11 protein-coding genes are annotated in these 17931 nt (G+C 71.6%); 5 read left to right on the forward strand and 6 right to left on the reverse strand.

All coding sequences use genetic code 11. From position 1 onward, the window contains the following. Positions 1 to 64: 64 nt before the first annotated feature. Positions 65 to 5128: a SpaA isopeptide-forming pilin-related protein gene (locus tag Q5722_RS08465; protein WP_305027775.1), complete on the reverse strand. Its 5064-nt coding sequence runs from the start codon at positions 5126 to 5128 to the stop codon at positions 65 to 67. A 425-nt stretch (positions 5129 to 5553) separates the two neighbouring features. Here Q5722_RS08465 and Q5722_RS08470 point away from each other — a divergent pair, with 425 nt between their 5' ends. The 3 genes from Q5722_RS08470 to Q5722_RS08480 are packed head-to-tail and all read left to right on the forward strand — an operon-like array spanning position 5554 to position 8959. After that, on the forward strand, positions 5554 to 6672 hold the full coding sequence (locus Q5722_RS08470) for a thiamine pyrophosphate-dependent dehydrogenase E1 component subunit alpha (RefSeq protein ID WP_305027776.1): 1119 nt from the start codon (positions 5554 to 5556) through the stop codon (positions 6670 to 6672). Further along, the gene (locus Q5722_RS08475) at positions 6669 to 7646 is read left to right on the forward strand and encodes an alpha-ketoacid dehydrogenase subunit beta (RefSeq protein WP_305027777.1); all 978 of its coding nucleotides are present in this window, start codon (positions 6669 to 6671) and stop codon (positions 7644 to 7646) included. The genes Q5722_RS08470 and Q5722_RS08475 overlap by 4 nt, the downstream gene beginning before the upstream one ends. Beyond that, positions 7646 to 8959: a dihydrolipoamide acetyltransferase family protein gene (locus Q5722_RS08480; protein ID WP_305027778.1), complete on the forward strand. Its 1314-nt coding sequence runs from the start codon at positions 7646 to 7648 to the stop codon at positions 8957 to 8959. Before Q5722_RS08475 ends, Q5722_RS08480 begins: the two co-directional genes overlap by 1 nt. Positions 8960 to 9185: 226 nt before the next feature. Here Q5722_RS08480 and Q5722_RS08485 read toward each other — a convergent pair whose 3' ends face one another. Further along, positions 9186 to 10655, reverse strand: coding sequence for a carboxyl transferase domain-containing protein (locus tag Q5722_RS08485; RefSeq protein ID WP_305027779.1), 1470 nt, complete (start codon positions 10653 to 10655; stop codon positions 9186 to 9188). Between the two features lie 113 nt (positions 10656 to 10768). On the opposite strand from Q5722_RS08485, the gene Q5722_RS08490 reads away from it, so the two are divergent. Next, positions 10769 to 12505, forward strand: a complete 1737-nt coding sequence (locus tag Q5722_RS08490; RefSeq protein ID WP_305027781.1) for a serine/threonine-protein kinase — start codon at positions 10769 to 10771, stop codon at positions 12503 to 12505. A gap of 7 nt (positions 12506 to 12512) precedes the next feature. On the opposite strand, the gene Q5722_RS08495 is transcribed toward Q5722_RS08490, so the two are convergent. Both Q5722_RS08495 and Q5722_RS08500 read right to left on the reverse strand, forming a co-directional pair. After that, a complete protein-coding gene (locus Q5722_RS08495; RefSeq protein ID WP_305027782.1) occupies positions 12513 to 13946 on the reverse strand; it encodes a M1 family aminopeptidase in 1434 nt (477 codons plus the stop codon). A 152-nt stretch (positions 13947 to 14098) separates the two neighbouring features. Continuing rightward, complete coding sequence (locus Q5722_RS08500) at positions 14099 to 15952, reverse strand: acyl-CoA dehydrogenase (RefSeq protein ID WP_305027783.1); 1854 nt, start codon at positions 15950 to 15952, stop codon at positions 14099 to 14101. 161 nt (positions 15953 to 16113) lie between these two features. Between Q5722_RS08500 and Q5722_RS08505 the strand changes: the two genes are divergently transcribed. Next, positions 16114 to 16572 carry an RrF2 family transcriptional regulator gene (locus Q5722_RS08505; protein ID WP_305027784.1) on the forward strand — a complete coding sequence of 153 codons (459 nt, stop codon included), beginning with the start codon at positions 16114 to 16116 and terminating at the stop codon, positions 16570 to 16572. Here Q5722_RS08505 and Q5722_RS08510 read toward each other — a convergent pair. Continuing rightward, positions 16566 to 17159, reverse strand: coding sequence for a hypothetical protein (locus tag Q5722_RS08510; protein WP_305027785.1), 594 nt, complete (start codon positions 17157 to 17159; stop codon positions 16566 to 16568). The two genes, Q5722_RS08505 and Q5722_RS08510, sit on opposite strands and share 7 nt — an antisense overlap. Positions 17160 to 17306: 147 nt before the next feature. Continuing rightward, positions 17307 to 17930, reverse strand: a complete 624-nt coding sequence (locus tag Q5722_RS08515) for a DUF2461 domain-containing protein (RefSeq protein ID WP_305027786.1) — start codon at positions 17928 to 17930, stop codon at positions 17307 to 17309. Position 17931 lies beyond the last annotated feature (1 nt).

The raw sequence follows: 17931 nt of genomic DNA on the forward strand, positions 1-17931 counted from the left end.
GACCTCGGGGAAGGGGGCGGCCCGGGCGGAAGGGTCTCCGCCCGGGCCGTCGTCGTGGGTGACCTCACTCCTTCCGGCGGGAGAGGCCGAGCCGGAGGCCGAGGGCCAGCAGCAGGCCACTGATCGCCGCGATCGGTCCGAGTCCGGCCGGTGCGCCGGTCTGCGGCAGCTCCGCCTTCTTCGGCACGTCACCGGGCTCGTGGTGGGTCTTCGTCGGCGGGGCCGTGACGGAGGCCCGGACGATCACCTCGTTGGAGACCAGCGAGTGGTGCTCGGTCGGGAGGTCGACCATGGCAGCCGAGCTGAGCCGTCCGGCGGCGCCACCTGCGGCAGCCCGGCCGAAGGTCGCGGCGGTCTGCTCGATCGCCTCGTCCCAGTCCAGGAAGCCCTGGTTCCACAGTGCTGCGGTGTAGGTCTCCCCGGGCTGCAGGACCAGGTCGGCCGGCTTCTCCGGGAACTGCACCTCCATGACCGCGGTGCCGCCCTCGGTCACGCCCGCCGGAGGCGTGATGTCGCCGACGTCGAAGGTCACCAGCTGCGTCACCGGGTCGACCGTGACGGTGCAGGTCAGCCCCTCCTCGCACTTCGCGCTGTCGGGAACCAGCGTCGCCTTGACCGTCGAGACCGTGTCGGCCGGGTTGTAGCCAGGCACGTAGTCGGTGACGAGGACGTTGTGGAAGTTCTTCGGACCGGTCGCGTTGACCCGGACGACGTACCGCACGCGGTCGCCGAAGCCCACCACTCCGTCACTCGGCTCCCAGGCGCCGTTGTGGAACTCGAACTGCTGCTTGGCCACGATCGCCAGCTGGCCCTCGGCGAAGTCCGTCACCACGATCGGGGACATCTGTCCGCCGCCCACGAAGTTGGACTCGTCGACCTGGATGCCCATCACCGGGTGAGCCGGCAGTGCGTATCCCGGAGGTGCCGTCGTCTCGACCAGCACGTAGCAGCCGTGCTGCAGGTCCTGGAAGAGCGCCTGGCCGATGTCGTCGGTCGTCGCCGTGCCGAGCAGCTTGTCCTCGCCGGGCACCGCCACCGGGTCGCCGAACTGGCAGCCGCCCTCGGGGATCGCGCCCGCGTCGTACAGCTGGAACGTCGCGTCCGCGAGGACCTCGTCCGACTCCAGGTCGCGCTTCTCGACGACCATGGTGGTCACCTGCGGGGTGTCCGTCGTCGTCTCGCACTCGCTGGTGTCGTCGGTGCCGCCGGGCACGTCACCCGGAGGCACGCACTCACCGCCGTCGTCCGGGACGGGCGTCGCGATGTTGTGCAGGCTCACCCCCCAGGCACCCGGGTCGATCTCGACGACGTAGGACACCTCGACGGTGTGACCCGGCTCGAGTCCGGCGATCGACCAGGTGAAGGTCGAGCCGTCGAAGTCGAGCGCGTCGTCCTTGCTCACCAGCGACGCGTGGGCGAAGACGTCCGCTGCGTTGTCGGTGATGACCGTGTCGACGGTCGCGTTGTCGGTGTCGTTGGTGACCGTGAGCGTGTACTTGAGGTGCTCACCGGGCTCGGCCAGGCCGTCGTTGTCGCCGGGAGAGGCGAGCAGCTGCACGGCCTTGTCGAGCGTGTAGTGCGGCGTGAAGTGCTCGGTGTGGCCGCAGTCGGCACCCAGCGTCTCCTCACAGGGCACCGGTCCCGGCGTGACGACGTTGTCGATCTCGGAGTTCCAGGCGTCCGCCCCGACGGTGACCGTGTAGGTCAGCGTCAGCGGGGTGGTCCCGAGCTCGGCGACCGGCCAGGTGATCACGCCGTTGCTGATGCTCGCACCCTCGTCCTCGAGGCCGGAGACCCAGCTGTCCTCCACACCGGTGATGGTGTCGGTGACGTCGAAGTCCTCGACCGGCACTCCGTCGCCCACCTTCGTCAGCGTGACCGTGTAGTCGATCTGCTCACCGGGCTGGACCGTCGACCCGCTCGGCGGGTCGGAGGTCTTGGAGACCATCCACTCGCTCGGGATCGCGTGGTTGGTGATCGTGCAGGTCACCGAGGTGGCCAGCGGCACCGTCACGGTCGACGCGGTCACCGGCACGGAGTCCTCGTCGGCGGAGCAGGTCCAGCCTGCTTCGTCCGCGGCGTACGTCGACGGTCCGTCCTCGCTGAGCACGTAGTCGCCGGCGCTGACCGCCGAGCTGGCGCCACCCGCACCGCTGAGGGTCGGCTCGTCCGGGATGCCGGACGGCGTCGCCGTGAGCGTGAACGCCGAGGCGTCGGTCTCGTCGCCGGTGGTGCCGTGGTCGACGACCTTGACCAGGGTCAGCCGCGAGGCGCAGGTGACCTCGTTGGTGATCGTGTAGTGGTTGGCGCCCGCGAGCACGGTCGTCGCGAACGGCACGGCCTCGTCGGCGGCGGAGCCGTTGACCTCGACCACGGACGCTCCCGTCTCGCGGCAGAGGTCGTTGCCGATGGTCACGTCCTCGTCGAGCGTCACCGGGGCCCCACGGAGGAAGCCCCCGATGGCGGTGTTCCAGGAGTGGTCGTCGCCGTTGACGGTGAGCTGGGCCCCGAGCTGCAGGTAGCCAGGCTGCGTGCCGTCGAGCATCGGCTCGCCGCCGTTGACCACCCAGTACTTGTCGACCTCCACGGTCGCCGGGACGGCGACGTTGGTGATGGTGCAGGTGACGTGCTGGGCCAGTGCCAGGGTGACGGCGTCAGCGGTGACGGACACCGGGTCCTGGTTCTGGTCGACGCAGGACCAGCCGGCCTCGCTCGGGTCGTAGCCCACCGGGCCCGACTCGGAGAGGTCGTAGGTGCCCACCTTGACGGTCGCGCTGACCGACGGGCCGGGGCCGCTCACCGGGTCCTGCCCGTCGATGCCGTCGGGCGTCGCGGTCAGCGTGAACGCGCTGGGCTGGGTCAGGTCGCCGGTGTCGAGCGGGTCGACGATCTTGACGAGGGTCAGCTGCGGGGCGATCGCGGTGTTGGTGATCGTGCAGGTGACGTCGTCATCGGGCGCAACGGTGACCGAGCCGTCGGTCACGGCCACGGAGCCGCCGCTGTCGGCACAGGTCCACAGGCCGGCGGTGTGCGTGGCCGGACCGCTCTCGGACAGGTCGTACGTGCCGGCCTTCGTGGCGCCCGAGACACCCGTCGTGCCGCTGATCGTGGACTGGCCGGCGATGCCGTCAGGCGTCGCGCTCAGGGTCCACGCGGTGGCCGGCGTGGTGTCGCCGGTGTCGTTGTGGTCCACGACCTTGACCAGCGTCAGGCTGCCGGGGTTGTCGTGGTTGGTGAACGTGCAGGTGCGCGTCTCGCCCGCAGGCACCTGCACGCTCGTGACCGGTCCGGCACCGCAGTCGATGCCGCTCAGGTCGTATCCGGACGGGCCGCCGGTCTCCGACAGGTCGTACGACGTGCCCGCCGTGACCGTCAGGGAGTGTCCGGCAGTCGAGCCCGGGGTGGTCAGGTCGGCACCGCCGCCGGCGGGGGATGCGACGAGTGTGAAGTCGCCCGGTACGGCGGTGCCGCCGTTCGAGTTGTCCACGACCTTCTTCAGCACGAGCTCACCGGCACAGGTGACCTCGTTGGTGATGGTGGCGTGGTTGGCTCCGCTGCCGAGCGCGACGCTGTCGGGCAGCGCGGCGTCCGTGGCGGTGCCGTTGACCTCGGTGACGTGGCCGTGGGTGGTGCCCGCCCAGTCACAGAGGTCGTTGCTGAAGGTGACGCTCTCGCCGAGCGACACGCTCGTGCCGTGCAGGTAGCCGCCGATCGCGGTGTCCCAGGGCTTGTCGGCGCCGTCGATGGTGAGCTGGGCGCCGAGGCCGAGGACCGCGGGCTCGCTGCCCTCCTGGACCGGGGTGCCGCCGTTGATCACCCAGTACTTGTCGACCTCGATCGTCGAGGTGCGGCTGTTGGTGAAGGTGCAGGTCACCGCCTCGTCGTCCGCGATCGAGACGCTGGCGGAGGTGGCCGTCTCGGTGGCCGCCTTCGAGCAGGTGATGTCGGTGAGGGTCCACCCGTCGGGGATGGCGAGCTCGCTGACGGTGGTCGTGCCCGGCGGCACCCGGTAGGTCACCGTGTTGGCGGTGCCTCCGTCGTCGACCAGGTCGAAGGTGGTGTCGAGGCTGTTCGGCGCGGTGATGCCGAAGTGGAAGGGCTGCGAGGAGTCCGGCTGGGCGTCCTTGACGACCGTGATCGTGCCGGCGTCGACGGCGTCCGCCATCAGCTGGTTGTCGCGGTTGCCGGCGTCGCAGCCGAAGTCGCCCGTCGTGCTGGTGAGGGAGAAGTGGTACGGCGCACCGCTGATCGACCCGGCGCCCGTGCCGGGGCCGTAGTCGAGCTCGGAGGCGACGTGGCCGCTCCAGCGGAGCGTCGCCGTCGGGTCGCTGGCGTCGGTGATGGTGAACTCGATGGTGACCGCCACCGTGTACGTGCCACCGGGGCTGTTGGTGGGGGCGGGGCCGTCGAAGTCGGCGACCGGGCTCGACCACGAGACGCTCGCGCCGGCGCTGCCGGTGATGGCGAGGTCGGCGACGTAGTCGTAGGCGTACTTGCCATTCTTGGTGCGGTCGAAGGTGAACCCGAGCGTGTAGGTGCCGGGCACCAGGCCACCGAGCTCCACCTTCTGCGGCACGAAGTCGCCCTCGGCGTAGTTGCTGTTGTTCTGGTTGAGGGCGCCGTTGATCCAGCTTCCGCTGCTGTCCTCCTGGGTGTTCTGGTCGAAGTCCGTGACCGAGCAGTCTGCTGCAGGAGTCGGGCTCGCCTGGGGGGAGAGCTTCAGCGCCGTCGTGGCGCCCGAGCCGCCCTTGCCGGAACCACCGGAACCGCTGGTGTCCCCGGAGCCGCTGGTGTCCGTCGTGGACGTGTCGGTGGTGGCTGCCGGGTCGGGCGAGGACGTGTCAGGTGCCGGCGACTCGGGGGCTGGCGCCTCCTGTGCCGCGGGGGCAGGCTCGGGAGCCGCCGACGTGTCCGTCGGCGGCTGGTCCGTGGATGTATCCGGGGGCGGGTCCACCACCTCCGTCGAGACGACCGCCGTCGACGTCGTGGCCGGGTCGTCGGCGTACGCCGGGACGAGCGTCAGGAACGGCACTGTCAGGAAGCCCATCGCCATCGCGAGGACCGCCCGGAACAGGCGTACGACGGGCCGCGCGGAGCTGCTGCCCGCGCGAGGAGAGGTGGTGCTCACGATCTTCCCCCAAGAAGATGCGATCGCCGGCGCCCGAGCAGCGGTGACCTGGACTGAGAAGCGGGCTCCCGCGCGCCCTCGGTGGAGGACGGCGAAGGAGCCAGACGCGCCGATCCGAGAGGAGCCCCATGGCTCCCAGCGACGACATGTCCAGCGCCTCGATCCTGTGTCGCCCTACCCTCGGGCCGCACTGGGGTCGAACCCCTGACCCCACCCGGTGGTCGCAGGCCCCGGGGTACCCCAGTGCCGACCGGACGATCCCGTCCCTCGGGTCGGACGACACCTCCGCAGCCCACCCTCCGATCAGCCTGCGGAGTCGCTCGTCTGCTGGGTACCGTTGACCCGTGGCCTGGGTCACACCCTTGTTCCGGCCACGAACGACCGCGGTCGGTGATCCCGGCCGCGGCAGACCCGAGGGAGTCACCGTGTCTGACCTGATCCAGCTGCTCACCGCCGACGGAGTCCGGGTCGAGCACCCCGACGTCGCCTTCTCGCCCGACCCGTCCCTGCTCGACACCTACGGCGACGAGCCCGGCGTCCTCAGGGCGCTGCTGCGCGACATGACGCTTGTGCGACGGTTCGACGTCGAGGCCACGGCGCTCCAGCGGCACGGCGAGCTCGGCCTGTGGCCGTCCAGCCTGGGGCAGGAGGCTGCGCAGATCGGCGCCGGCCGGGCCCTCGCGCCGGGCGACTACGTCTTTCCGACCTACCGCGACCACGGCATCGCCTGGTGCCGGCGGATCGACCCGGTCGACCTCCTCGGCGTCTTCCGGGGGACCGACCACGTCGGCTGGGATCCCGAGGAGAAGCGCTACGCGCCCGTCACGATCGTCATCGGCGCCCACACCCTGCACGCGGTGGGCTACGCCCTCGGCGCCCTGCACGACGGTGCCGTGGGCACGGGCGACGCCTCGCGCGACACCGCGGTCCTGGCCTGCTTCGGCGACGGGGCGACCTCGCAGGGCGATGTGAACGAGGCGATGGTCTTCGCGGCGTCCTACCACGTGCCGGTCGTCTTCTTCCTCCAGAACAACCACTGGGCGATCTCGGAGCCGGTGACCCGCCAGTCCCGGATCCCGTTGGTGCAGCGCGCCGCGGGTTTCGGGTTCCCCGGCTACCGCGTCGACGGCAACGACGTGCTCGCGACGTACGCCGTGGTCCAGCGCGCGCTCGAGCACGCCCGCACCGGCCAGGGGCCGGTGCTGGTCGAGGCGGTGACCTACCGGATGGGTGCGCACACGACCACCGACGACCCCACCCGCTACCGCACCGACGACGACCTCGAGGTGTGGCGCCGTCGCGACCCGATCGACCGGCTCGCCCGGTACCTGCGCACGACGGGTGGGGCCGACGACGCGTGGTTCGCCGCCCTGGAGGCGGAGGCGGACGAGCTCGGCGCGGACGTCCGCGCCCGCTGCCATGCCCTGCCGGACCCGTCCCCGCTGGTCTCCTTCGACGCGACCTATGCGGAGATCACCCCGACCCTCGCCGCGCAGCGGGCCGAGGTGGCCGCGCTCCTCGACGGGACGGAGGTGGCGCGATGACCACGCTGACCCTGGCCAAGGCGCTCAACGCCGGCCTGCGACGGGCGATGGAGCAAGACGGCAAGGTCGTGCTGCTCGGCGAGGACATCGGACGCCTGGGTGGCGTCTTCCGGATCACCGAAGGGCTGCAGAAGGACTTCGGCGAGCAGCGGGTCCTCGACACCCCGCTCGCCGAGTCCGGCATCGTCGGCACGGCGGTGGGCCTGGCGCTCCGCGGCTACCGACCTGTCGTGGAGATCCAGTTCGACGGGTTCGTCTACCCGGCGTACGACCAGATCGTCTGCCAGGTCGCGAAGCTGCGCACCCGCTCCGGCGGGCAGCGGGCGCTGCCGATCGTCATCCGGATCCCGTACGGCGGCGGCATCGGCGCGGTCGAGCACCACAGCGAGTCACCGGAGGCGCAGTTCGCGCACACACCCGGCCTGAAGGTGGTGACCTGCTCCAACCCGGTCGACGGCTACTGGATGCTCCAGCAGGCGATCGCCCACGACGACCCGGTGGTCTTCCTCGAGCCGAAGCGGCTCTACCACTCGACCAGGGCCGAGCTCGATCCGGCGCTGGAGCCCGGTCCGCTCTTCGCCTCGCGGGTGGTCCGCTCCGGCACGGACGCCACGCTGATCGCCTACGGCCCCACGGTGCAGACCTGCCTCGCCGCCGCCGACCAGGCCGCGGAGGAGGGACGCTCGCTGGAGGTCGTCGACCTCCGCACCATCTCGCCGCTCGACCTCGGCCCGGTCGCCGAGTCGGTACGCCGCACCGGTCGCGCGGTCGTCGTCCACGAGGCGCATGTGTCGTTCGGCGTGGGGGCCGAGGTGGCGGCGGCGATCACCGAGCAGTGCTTCTTCTCGCTCGAGGCCCCGGTGCTGCGCGTCTGCGGCTACGACACCCCCTACCCGCTCTCGCGGGTCGAGCACGAGTGGCTCCCCACCGTGGACCGCGTCCTGGACGCCGTCGACCGGGCAGTGGGGTTCTGATGGCGGACTACCTCCTCCCCGACGTCGGCGAGGGACTGACCGAGGCCGAGATCGTCAGCTGGCACGTCGCCGTGGGCGACACGGTGACGGTCAACCAGGTGCTGCTCGAGATCGAGACCGCCAAGTCGGTCGTCGAGCTGCCCTCGCCGTTCGCGGGGGAGGTGCACGAGCTCCTGGTCGAGGTCGGGCAGACGGTCACCGTGGGCACCCCGCTCATCCGTATCGGCGATCCGGGCGCTCCGGCCGGCGCCGCTCCCGCGCACACCGCCGATGTCGTCGCGAGCACGGGCGAGGTCGGCGCGGACCTCGGTACCGAGTCGGATGGTCCACGGACCCTGGTCGGCTACGGCCCGCGCGAGACGGTCTCCCGGCGGCGGCGCGGCGGCCCCGTGCAGGGCGGCGTCCTCGCGCCCGGCCACCGCGCCCCGATGGCGCCGGCCTCGCCGGCGGCCCGCCCGCTCGCGCCGCCCCCGGTGCGCCTGCGTGCGCGCGAGCTCGGCATCGACCTCAACCAGGTCCGCGCCTCGCGCGCCGACGGGGTGATCTCCCTGGCGGACCTGACGGCTGCAGCGACGTCGGCTCCGGCTCCCGAGCTGCCGCCGCTGAAGGACCGCGAGTACCGCGAGCCGGTCAAGGGTGTCCGCAGGCTGATGGCGCAGGCCATGGTCGACTCGGCGTTCTCCGCTCCCCATGTGACGCTGACGGTCGAGATCGACACGACCCACGCGGTCGACCTCGTCCGCGAGCTGCGTACGGACCCGCGCTACGCCGGCATCCGGGTCACCGCCCTGCTGCTCATCGCCCGCGCGTGCATCCTGGCCCTGCGCGACCACCCCGAGCTCAATGCGCGCTGGGATGGCGAGGCAGTCACCTTCCGGCGCTACGTCAACCTCGGCATCGCCGCCGCGACGCCGCGTGGCCTGATCGTGCCGAACATCAAGGACGCCGCGGACCTCAACGGTCCCGAGCTCGCGCGGGCGATCGAGGCACTGACCGAGATCTCCCGGGAGGGCAAGGCGCAGCCGGCCGACCAGACCGGCGGCACGTTCACGATCACGAACATCGGTGTGCTCAAGGTCGACTCGGGCACCCCGATCATCAACCCGGGGGAGTCGGCGATCCTGGCCGTCGGCGCCATCCGCCGCAAGCCGTGGGTGATCACCACCCGGGACGGCTCCGAGGCGATCGCGATCCGTGACGTGGTGACCTTCTCGCTCTCGGTGGACCACCGCTTCATCGACGGCGCGACCGCGTCGATGTTCCTGGCCCGGATCGCGGCGTACTCCCAGGACCCGTCCGGTCTCGGTCTCTGACGCGCTGGACGCCGGCCCCTGGTGCGGGGCCGGCGTCCCTGGGGCGGATCCGGCGACGGGCCCGCACCGGTTGAGGATCGGGACCGTCGCCGGATCCAGCGGAGGGGTCGGGCACCGTGCGTGACGTGTGCGGGGCCCCGCCGCGGGTCCGGTGTGGCTGACGCCAGCGGCGCAGTACCCGGTGCCCGAGGGTGCTAACTCGGGAGTGCGGATTTCTTTCGCGGAATCAGAAGGCGTAGCGCTGCGAACGGGCGGAGGCCGTGCCGGCGCCCGCCGCGTGCAGCCGCGACAGCTCCTCGGCGAGCACACCGCCCAGCCGCGCGAGGAACGCCGGGGACTCGTCCGCTGCGTCGGGCACCTCCGCCACGACGCGGTCGACGACACCGCGCCCGGCGAGGCCGACGGCCAGCACCTGCTGGGCCTCGGCCATCTCGGCCGCGTGGTCGGTGTCGCGGTGGACGATCGCCGAAGCACCCTCGGGCGGGAGCGGCGAGAGCCAGGCGTGCTGGGCTGCCACGATCCGGTCGGCCGGGAGGAACGCGAGCGCCGCGCCGCCGTTGCCCTCGCCGAGCATCAGGCCCAGCGTCGGGGCGCCGCAGGTGACCAGGTCGCCGAGGCAGCGTGCGATCTCGCCGGCCATGGCGCCCTCCTCGGCCGCGGCCGAGAGCTCCCCGCCACGGGTGTCGATGACGGTGAGGACGGGGATCCGGAGCTCGGCCGCGAGCGCGAAGCCGCGCCGGGCGACGCGCAGGGCCGCCGGCCCGAGCTTGTGCCCCTCCGCCTCGGCTGCGCGGTCCTGGCCGACCACGACGCACGGCTGGCCGCCGATGCGCGCGATCGCGAGGAGCAGCGCGGACGCGGACTCGCCGGCCTGCGTGCCGGAGAGCTCGACGACGTCGGTCGCCTGCGCGGCCAGCAGGTCGCGGACGCCGGGGCGCTCCGCTCGCCGTGTGCGCGTGACGGCGTCCCAGGTGTCCAGCGTCGCGGGAACGGTGCCGGCGTCGGAAGGAGCCGCCTCGCCGTCGCGGGTCAGGGCGCGCAGCACCGTCGCCAGCCGGTCGCGCAGGTCGTGCGGCGCGACGACGCCGTCGATGACGCCCACCTCGGCGAGGTGCTCGGCGACCTGGACCCCGGGCGGGAACTCCTCGCCGTAGAGCGCCGAGTAGACGCGGGGGCCGAGGAAGCCGGCGAGCGCGCCGGGCTCGGCGTACGTGATCTGGCCGAGGGAGCCCCAGGTGGCCATGACGCCGCCGGTCGTGGGGTTGCGGAGGTAGGCGACGTAGGCCAGGCCGGCAGCGCGGTGGGCGGCGATCGCCGCACCGATCCGCACCATCTGCACGAACGCCGGCGTGCCCTCCTGCATCCGGGTGCCGCCGGAGCAGGTCAGGCCGACCAGGGGCAGGCCCTCGGCCGTCGCCCGCTCGATGCCGGCGACGAGGCGGTCGGAGGCAGCGCGGCCGACAGAGCCCGCAAGGAAGGAGAACTCGCCGGCGATGACCGCGACGGGCTGGCCGTCCAGGGTGCCCCGGCCGGTCAGGATCGACTCGTCGAGGCCGGACTTCTGCTCCGCGCGCTCCAGCTCCGCGACGTACGCCGGGTCGAGGCCGCCGCGGTCGGGCGCGGCGTCCCAGCTGGTCCAGGAGCCGTCGTCGAGGAGCTGGTCGATCAGGTCGGGAGCGGTGAGTCGGTCGGCCACGCGCTCACCCTAAGCGCCGGTGCGCGACGGTCGGGTCGTCCAGCCGCTCCGTGTGCCCGGCGTCTCACGATCGTCCATACTGGCGACACCGTCACGATCTCGGGGGACATGACATGGGGCGACTTCCCGTCGTTGGTGAGACCTTTGGCCGCTACCGCCTGCTGGAGCTGCTCGGCGAGGGTGGGATGGGTGTCGTCCACGTCGCGCACGACGAGCAGCTCAACCGCAAGGTGGCGCTCAAGCTGGTGCTGCCGCGCCATGCGGCCGACCCGGAGTTCCGGAGCCGCTTCGCGCGGGAGGCGGAGGCGCAGGCGCGGCTGGAGTCCTCGCACGTGGTCCGGGTCTACGACTACGGGGAGCACGACGGCGTCCTCTTCCTCTGCACCCAGTACGTCGAGGGCGGCGACCTGGCGGCACAGGTCGCCGCTGCCGGTCCCCTGGCGCCGGCGCTCGCGGTCGACCTCACCCAGCAGGTGCTCTCCGGCCTCGAGGAGGCGCACCAGGCGGGCGTCGTCCACCGCGACGTGAAGCCGGCCAACGTCCTGCTCCGCCGCCGCGGGGAGGGGGTGCAGGCCTACCTCTGCGACTTCGGCATCGCCACGATGGCAGGGCAGGGCCTCACCCGCACCGGTCAGGTCATCGGGTCCCTGCCGTGGATGGCGCCCGAGCGCCACTACGGCACCGAGCCGGGTGAGGTGGGCGACGTGTACTCCGCGGGGTGCGTGCTCTGGTTCGCCCTGACCGGCAGCGCGCCCTACGTCGGCAGCGACGGCGAGGTGATGATGGGCCACATCGAGGGCCCGGTGCCGCAGCTGCCGGGCCGGTCGGCGTTCGTCAGGCGGGCCAACGCCGTGCTCGTGAAGGCGCTCGCCAAGCACCCTCAGGACCGCTACCCGTCCGCGGCCGCGATGGCGGCCGACCTGCGCGGTCTCGCTGCGATCGCGCCCGGCGCGATCCGGCTGGCCGACGCCACCGTCATCCGGCCGGTGGCGACGACGCCCGCCACCGCGCCGCGCACGGTCCCGCGCCGCGCGGCCGTCCTGCGCCGCCACTGGCTGCTGCCGGCCGTCGCCACGGTGAGCCTCCTCGCCGCTGTCGCAGGCGGGCTGGCCGTGCGCTCGTTCGTCGAGGACGACCCGCAGCTGGCCGCGGGTGCCACCCGGGTCGACCTCGGTGGTCGGACGGTCACGCTGCAGCCGCGCCGGACGCTGAGCCCGGTACCGGCCACGCACACGCGCCACGAGGGGGGCGCCGCCCGTGACGTCGCCGGCAGCATCGCCGGGCCGGCTCCGGTGGTGGGCGACGTGGAGGTGGCCGGCTCGGCCGGCGGCTCCGGGGGTGGTGCACGGTCGGTGCCGACCGGTGCGGCAGCGCCCGTCGACCGCTACCGCTGCTGGAACGGCTCGACTGCGGTCACGCTCGGTGACTGTGGCTGGCCCACCGGCGTCGCGGGCGCGACCTGGATGGTCGACAACGTCGGCAGCTGCTACCACGCGACGCCCAATGACCCCCGCGTCCCCAACGACGACTCGTGGGGCTGTCACGTGTCGGGGCTCTCGACCACGATCTACGTCGATCGCGCCACGAGCGTCAGCGCCGCGCGCAGCTACCTCCTCTCGGCGATCAAGGACCCCGACAAGTCCTGGGCGTGGTCCGACGGATGGCAGTTCTCGTCGAACGCCACCGACAGCTCGCCCCGGTGGCGGTTCGGTCGCTACTGGCAGGGTCCCGACGGTGCCGCGTGGTTCATCTACGTCTCGACCACGACCGCCGCGGAGCGCGACGACGCGGTCAACGCCGTGAAGTACCACTGTCGCCCGCGCAGCGACATCCAGGGAGTGCCCCTCTGAGGCTGCGTCAGCCCTTCGGTGTCGTCGCGCCGTCGAGCCACGCGGCCGCCGATGCGGTCATGTCGACGCCGGTCTGCCGGCGCACCCACTGGAGGACGTCGGCGCGGGTGACGCTGCGGTCGGCGAACGCCTTCGGAAGGCCCTTCAGGACCTTCGCGAACTCCTCGTCGCCGACCTGGGCGCGGAGGTTCTGCCACATCAGCGCGCTCCCGTACTCGACGCTGGCCGGGCCGAAGCTGGTCGGGGCGAAGCGGGTCGGGCCGCCCGAGTGGCGACGGTTGAGCCCGTCGGCCTCGCGCCAGCTCGAGGTGATGTAGTCCCACGGGGTGTCCGTCCGGGCGACGCGCCAGTCGCCGTCCGCGACCAGCCACGGGACGCCCTCGGCGATCCACAGGTCGTGCCAGTCCGCCGGGGTGACCTCGTTGCCCCACCACTGGTGGGCGAGCTGGTCGACCAGGGCAGGCGCGGAGCGGCTGTCGGCGCTCGTCGGGACGATGAGGGTCTCCTGCGTGTCCGACCCGGCCTCACCCGGGATGACGACGGCTCCGACGGTCGCGAACGGATACGGGCCGAGCTGCTTCTCCAGCCAGTCCACGAGCGAGGGCAGCACCGTGAGCGCGCCGGCCGAGATCTCGTCGCCCTCGTGCACCCAGGTCGTGACCGGCGTGCCCGACGCGGTCTTCGCCGTCGTCGACGCGTAGGGCCCGATCGCCACGGTCATGGCCGAAGGGGCGGCCGGGGCGCTGCCGTGCCAGGAGGTGGTGGTCTGGCTCCCCGCGGTCGACCGCGAGGTGAGCGCACCGTTGGAGATGCCCACCCAGCCCTTCGGGACCCGCAGGGTGACGTCGTGGAACGCCTTGTCGGACGGGGTGTCGTTGACCGCCATCCACGTGAATGCCCCGTAGGGCTGCTGGATCGAGGTGACCTCGCCGTTGCTCGCCGGGTTCCACCCCAGGTACGGCAGCGTTCCACGCTCGGTCGGTGCGTCGACGGCGGCCGGGCTGCCGGAGTACTCGAGGCGGAGCACGGCGTCGACACCCTTGTCGACGCGTGCGGTGAGGATCAGCTTGTCGTCCTCGTGGTCGTCGGGGACCGAGGCACCGTCGATCTCCGCGCGGTTGACGTGCAGTCCGCTGCCGAAGTCGAGCACGACCCGCTTCAGGTTGGCGGTCGGGCGGAAGGTGAGCGTCTCGACACCGGTGAGCTGGCGCTCGTCGGGGTCCCACGTGACGTCGAGCTGGTACGAGCGCGCGTCGATCCCGGCGTTGCCGAACCGGGGGTAGACGGTGTCCGCCTGCGGCGTGGATGCCGCCCGGGACAGGTCGGTGGGTGGGCCGGAAGCGGTCCCGTCCGCGTCGTCGGAGCAGGCCGCGAGGCCGGTGCCGAGCAGGGCGGTGGCCAGGAACGCGGCCGCGGTGCGGCGTACGACGGGGGTCCCCATGCGCTCATCATGCGCCCGGGTGCCGGGCCCCCGTGGCAGAACCCCCGCACGCAGGCCGTGCGGAAATGCGTGACGCCCCGGCTGCCAGGAGCAGCCGGGGCGTCGTGCCGGGGTCCGCGCGACCCGGGGCGGGTCAGGCGTTCACCCGTGGATCAGAAGGCGTCCTCGGACAGCTCCATGATGTCGAGCGTGGTCGCCTTGGCGATCTCGAGCTCGGAGGCGATCTTCGGCAGGACCTGCGCGGCGAAGAACTTCGCAGCGGCGACCTTGCCCTCGTAGAACGCCTTGTCCTTCTCCGAGGCGCCGGCGGCGAGGGCGTTGAGCGCGACCTCGGCCTGGCGGACCAGCAGCCAGGCGCAGACGACGTCGCCGAGGGCCATCAGGACGCGGGTGGTGTTCAGGCCGACCTTGTAGATCGACTTGATCTCGTTCATCGCGTTCATCAGGTCGTTGACCGAGAGGGTCACGAGCTCGCCGGCCTGGGCCAGGGCGGTGCCGAGCAGCTCGCGCTCGACCTTGAGCTCCTCGGAGCCGTTGTCGATCGTGGCCTGGATCTCGGCCTGGATGTGGCCGAGCGCGACGCCCTGGTCCTTGACGATCTTGCGGAAGAAGAAGTCCATGCCCTGGATCGCCGTGGTGCCCTCGTAGAGGGTGTCGATCTTGGCGTCACGGATGTACTGCTCGATCGGGTACTCCTGCAGGAAGCCGGAGCCACCGAGGGTCTGGAGCGACTCGGTGCCGAGCAGCGTCCAGGCCTTCTCCGAGCCGTAGCCCTTGACGATCGGCAGGAGCAGGTCGTTGACCTTGGCGGCCAGCTCGGCGTTCTCGCCACCGATGAGGACCTGGTCCTTCCAGTACGCCGTGTAGACGTACAGCGCGCGCATGGCCTCGGCGTACGCCTTCTGCGTCATGAGCGAGCGACGGACGTCGGGGTGGTGCGTGATGGTGACCTTGGGGGCGTTCTTGTCGGCGGCCTGCGAGAGGTCCGGGCCCTGCACGCGCTGCTTGGCGTACTCGAGGGCGTTGAGGTAGCCGGTCGAGAGCGTGCCGATGGCCTTCGTGCCGACGAGCATGCGGGCGTTCTCGATGACGTCGAACATCTGGCGGATGCCGTCGTGGACCTCGCCGAGGAGGTAGCCGACGGCCTTCTCGCCGCCGCCGATCTGCGGGTCGCCGAAGGTGACCTCACAGGTGTTGGACGACTTGATGCCCATCTTGTGCTCGACGTTGGTGACGTAGGCGCCGTTGCGCTCGCCGGTCAGCTCACCGGTCTCGAGGTCGAAGTGGAACTTCGGGACGAGGAAGAGGGAGAGGCCCTTGGTGCCCGGGCCACCGATGCCCTCGATGCCGCGCGGACGCGCGAGCACGAGGTGCATGATGTTCTCCTGCAGGTCCGACTCACCGTTGGTGATGAAGCGCTTGACGCCGTAGACGTTCCAGGTGCCGTCCTCGTTCTGCTCGGCGTAGGTCTTGCCGGCGCCGACGTCGGAGCCCGCGTCGGGCTCGGTGAGGACCATGGTGGCGCCCCACTGGCGCTCGACCATGTGCTTGGCGATCTTCACGTCACGCTCGACGCCGTTGGCGTTGTGGTAGACGACCGAGGCGAAGAACGGGCCGGCGGCGAACATGTAGATCGGGGCGTGCGCGCCGAGGACCATCTCGGCGAGCGACCACACGAGGGCGGCCGGAGCCGGCTGGCAGCCGATCTCCTCGGGCAGGCCGACGGCCCAGAAGCCCGACTCCATGTAGGCGTCGTAGGACTTCTTGAACGACGCGGGCACCGGCGCGGTGTTGGTCTTGGGGTCGAAGACCGGCGGGTTGCGGTCGGAGTCGACGAAGGAAGCGGCCAGGTCCTCGCGGGAGAGGCGCTCGACCTCCTTGAGCGTCTCGCGGGCGGTCTCGACGTCGAAGCCGCCGAACGCCTCGGCGTCGATGTAGTCCTGGACGTTGAAGACCTCGAAGAGGTTGAACTCGAGGTCACGCAGGTTGCTCTTGTAGTGGCTCACTGATCCGCCTTCGCGTGGTGGAGATTGGGAAGTGGGCGATTGATTACTCGCCAGTAACAAAATGATGCAACGCCGTGTCACGCCGTGCAAGATCCGGGGGTGCATGATCTGGGCCACCTTCGGTTCGCACAAAGTCGAGCGATTGCTGCGACAATGCCCGCATGCGAGTCTCCGCCAAGTCCGACTACGCCCTGCGTGCGCTCATCGAGATCGCCTCGCGCGACGACGCCCGGCCGGTGTCCGCCGAGGAGCTCGGCCGACTCCAGGAGATCCCGCACGGCTTCCTCCAGGCGATCCTCGCGGACATGCGCCGAGCCGACATCGTCGTGTCCCAGCGAGGCCAGTCCGGCGGCTGGCGCCTCGCGCGCGACGCCTCGACGGTCACCATCGCCGACGTGATCCGCGCCGTCGACGGCCCGCTCGTCTCGGTCTACGGCCTGCGCCCGGAGGCGGTCACCTACAACGACAAGGCCGACGTGCTGCAGCACGTCTGGATCGCCGCCCGCTCGTCCCTGCGTGACGTCTTCGAGAAGGTCACCATCGCCTCGCTCGCCGGTCGTGACCTGCCCGAGGAGGTCACGAGTCGCACCGCCGACGAGGACGCCTGGCAGCCTCACTGATCCGCTGAGCGGATCTCCTCGAGCTGCTCCATGAGCGCCGAGCGCTTCTTCTTCAGCTTCACGATCCGCTTCTCGAGGTCGGCCTCGCGGGTGACCCGCGCCAGCTCGACCACGCGCGCGAGCAGTCCCTCGAGCGGCTCGCCCTCCTCGAGGGTGAGGACGTGGACGCGGCTCGGCTTGAGCTGGGCGGCCCAGCCGTCGATCAGGTCGTCGAGGCCCGGCGCGCCCCGCTCGGCCGTGATCACCACGTGCGTGCGGAAGCCGCTCATGGCATCGAGAAGGAGCGCGCGCTGGGCCTCGTCGGCGCCGGCGTACGCGTCGCTGCCGAAGAGGACGGCGGCCTTGCGCTTCTCCGCGCGGCGTACGACGCGGGCGAAGCTGCCCTCGACGTCCTTGCGCTTGAGGCCCTCGTCCTTGTGCGTGCGCAGCACCTCGACGGCGGAGCGGTAGAGGTCCGCCTGGGTGACGTCGGGGGTGGTCAGTGCCGCGTCCGCGAGGAGTGTGCCCTCGCGCAGCAGCACGTCGTGGAGCTCGTCGGCCCGGGGGATCGTGGGGCCCACGAGCAGGAAGGCGTGGTTCTTGGCCATGGGGCCAGCGTCGCACCGATCGGGGGCCGTGGGGTGAACGGCGCGAGAACGGACATCGCGTGCGGGTGTGACGTGGCCCGCGGTGTTCGTCACCGCCCTGCGGAAGGGGGACCCCCGACCTGCCATCCGTCGGCCGTCGGGCAGGGCTCAGAGTGCGGCGAGCCAGTCGACGAGCGGGCGCACCCGGCGCCAGTCGTCGCGGACGACGTCGACCAGCTCGGCGGTGTGGATGACGGGCTCGAAGCCGATCATCCGGCCGGCGAAGAGCTGCTTGTGCCGCAGCAGCTCGATCCGTGGGTGCTCCTTGTCGTAGCCGCGCGGCGCGGTCTTGAGGGTCTCGCCGCCGATCTCAAAGCCGTCGGCCTCGAGGGCCTTCACGATCGAGGCCAGGCGCCCGCCCTTCTTCTCGTCCGCGACTGCCTCGCGGAAGGCGGCCATCCGCTCGCCGCTCGCCTCGTAGAAGCCGGCGCCCGTGCGGACGCCGCGTGCCGACAGCTCGACGTACCAGCCGGTCGCGGGGGCCGATCCGACGAAGGCGCCCTGGTGGGTCTTGTAGGGGGTCTTGTCCTTCGCGAAGCGGACGTCGCGGTAGGGGCGGAACACCTTCGCCGTGCCGAACTCGGGGCCGAGCGCTTCGGTCAGCGCCTTCATCGGCGCCTCGACGGCCTCCTTGTAGACCGCCTTGTGCGCCTCCCAGAACGACTTGGTGTTGTCGACCTCGAGGTCGTCGTAGAAGTCGAGGGCGGCGGTCGGGAAGCCGGTGAAGGTCATG

The sequence above is a fragment of the Nocardioides jiangxiensis genome (assembly GCF_030580915.1).
Taxonomy (GTDB): Bacteria; Actinomycetota; Actinomycetes; order Propionibacteriales; family Nocardioidaceae; genus Nocardioides; species Nocardioides jiangxiensis.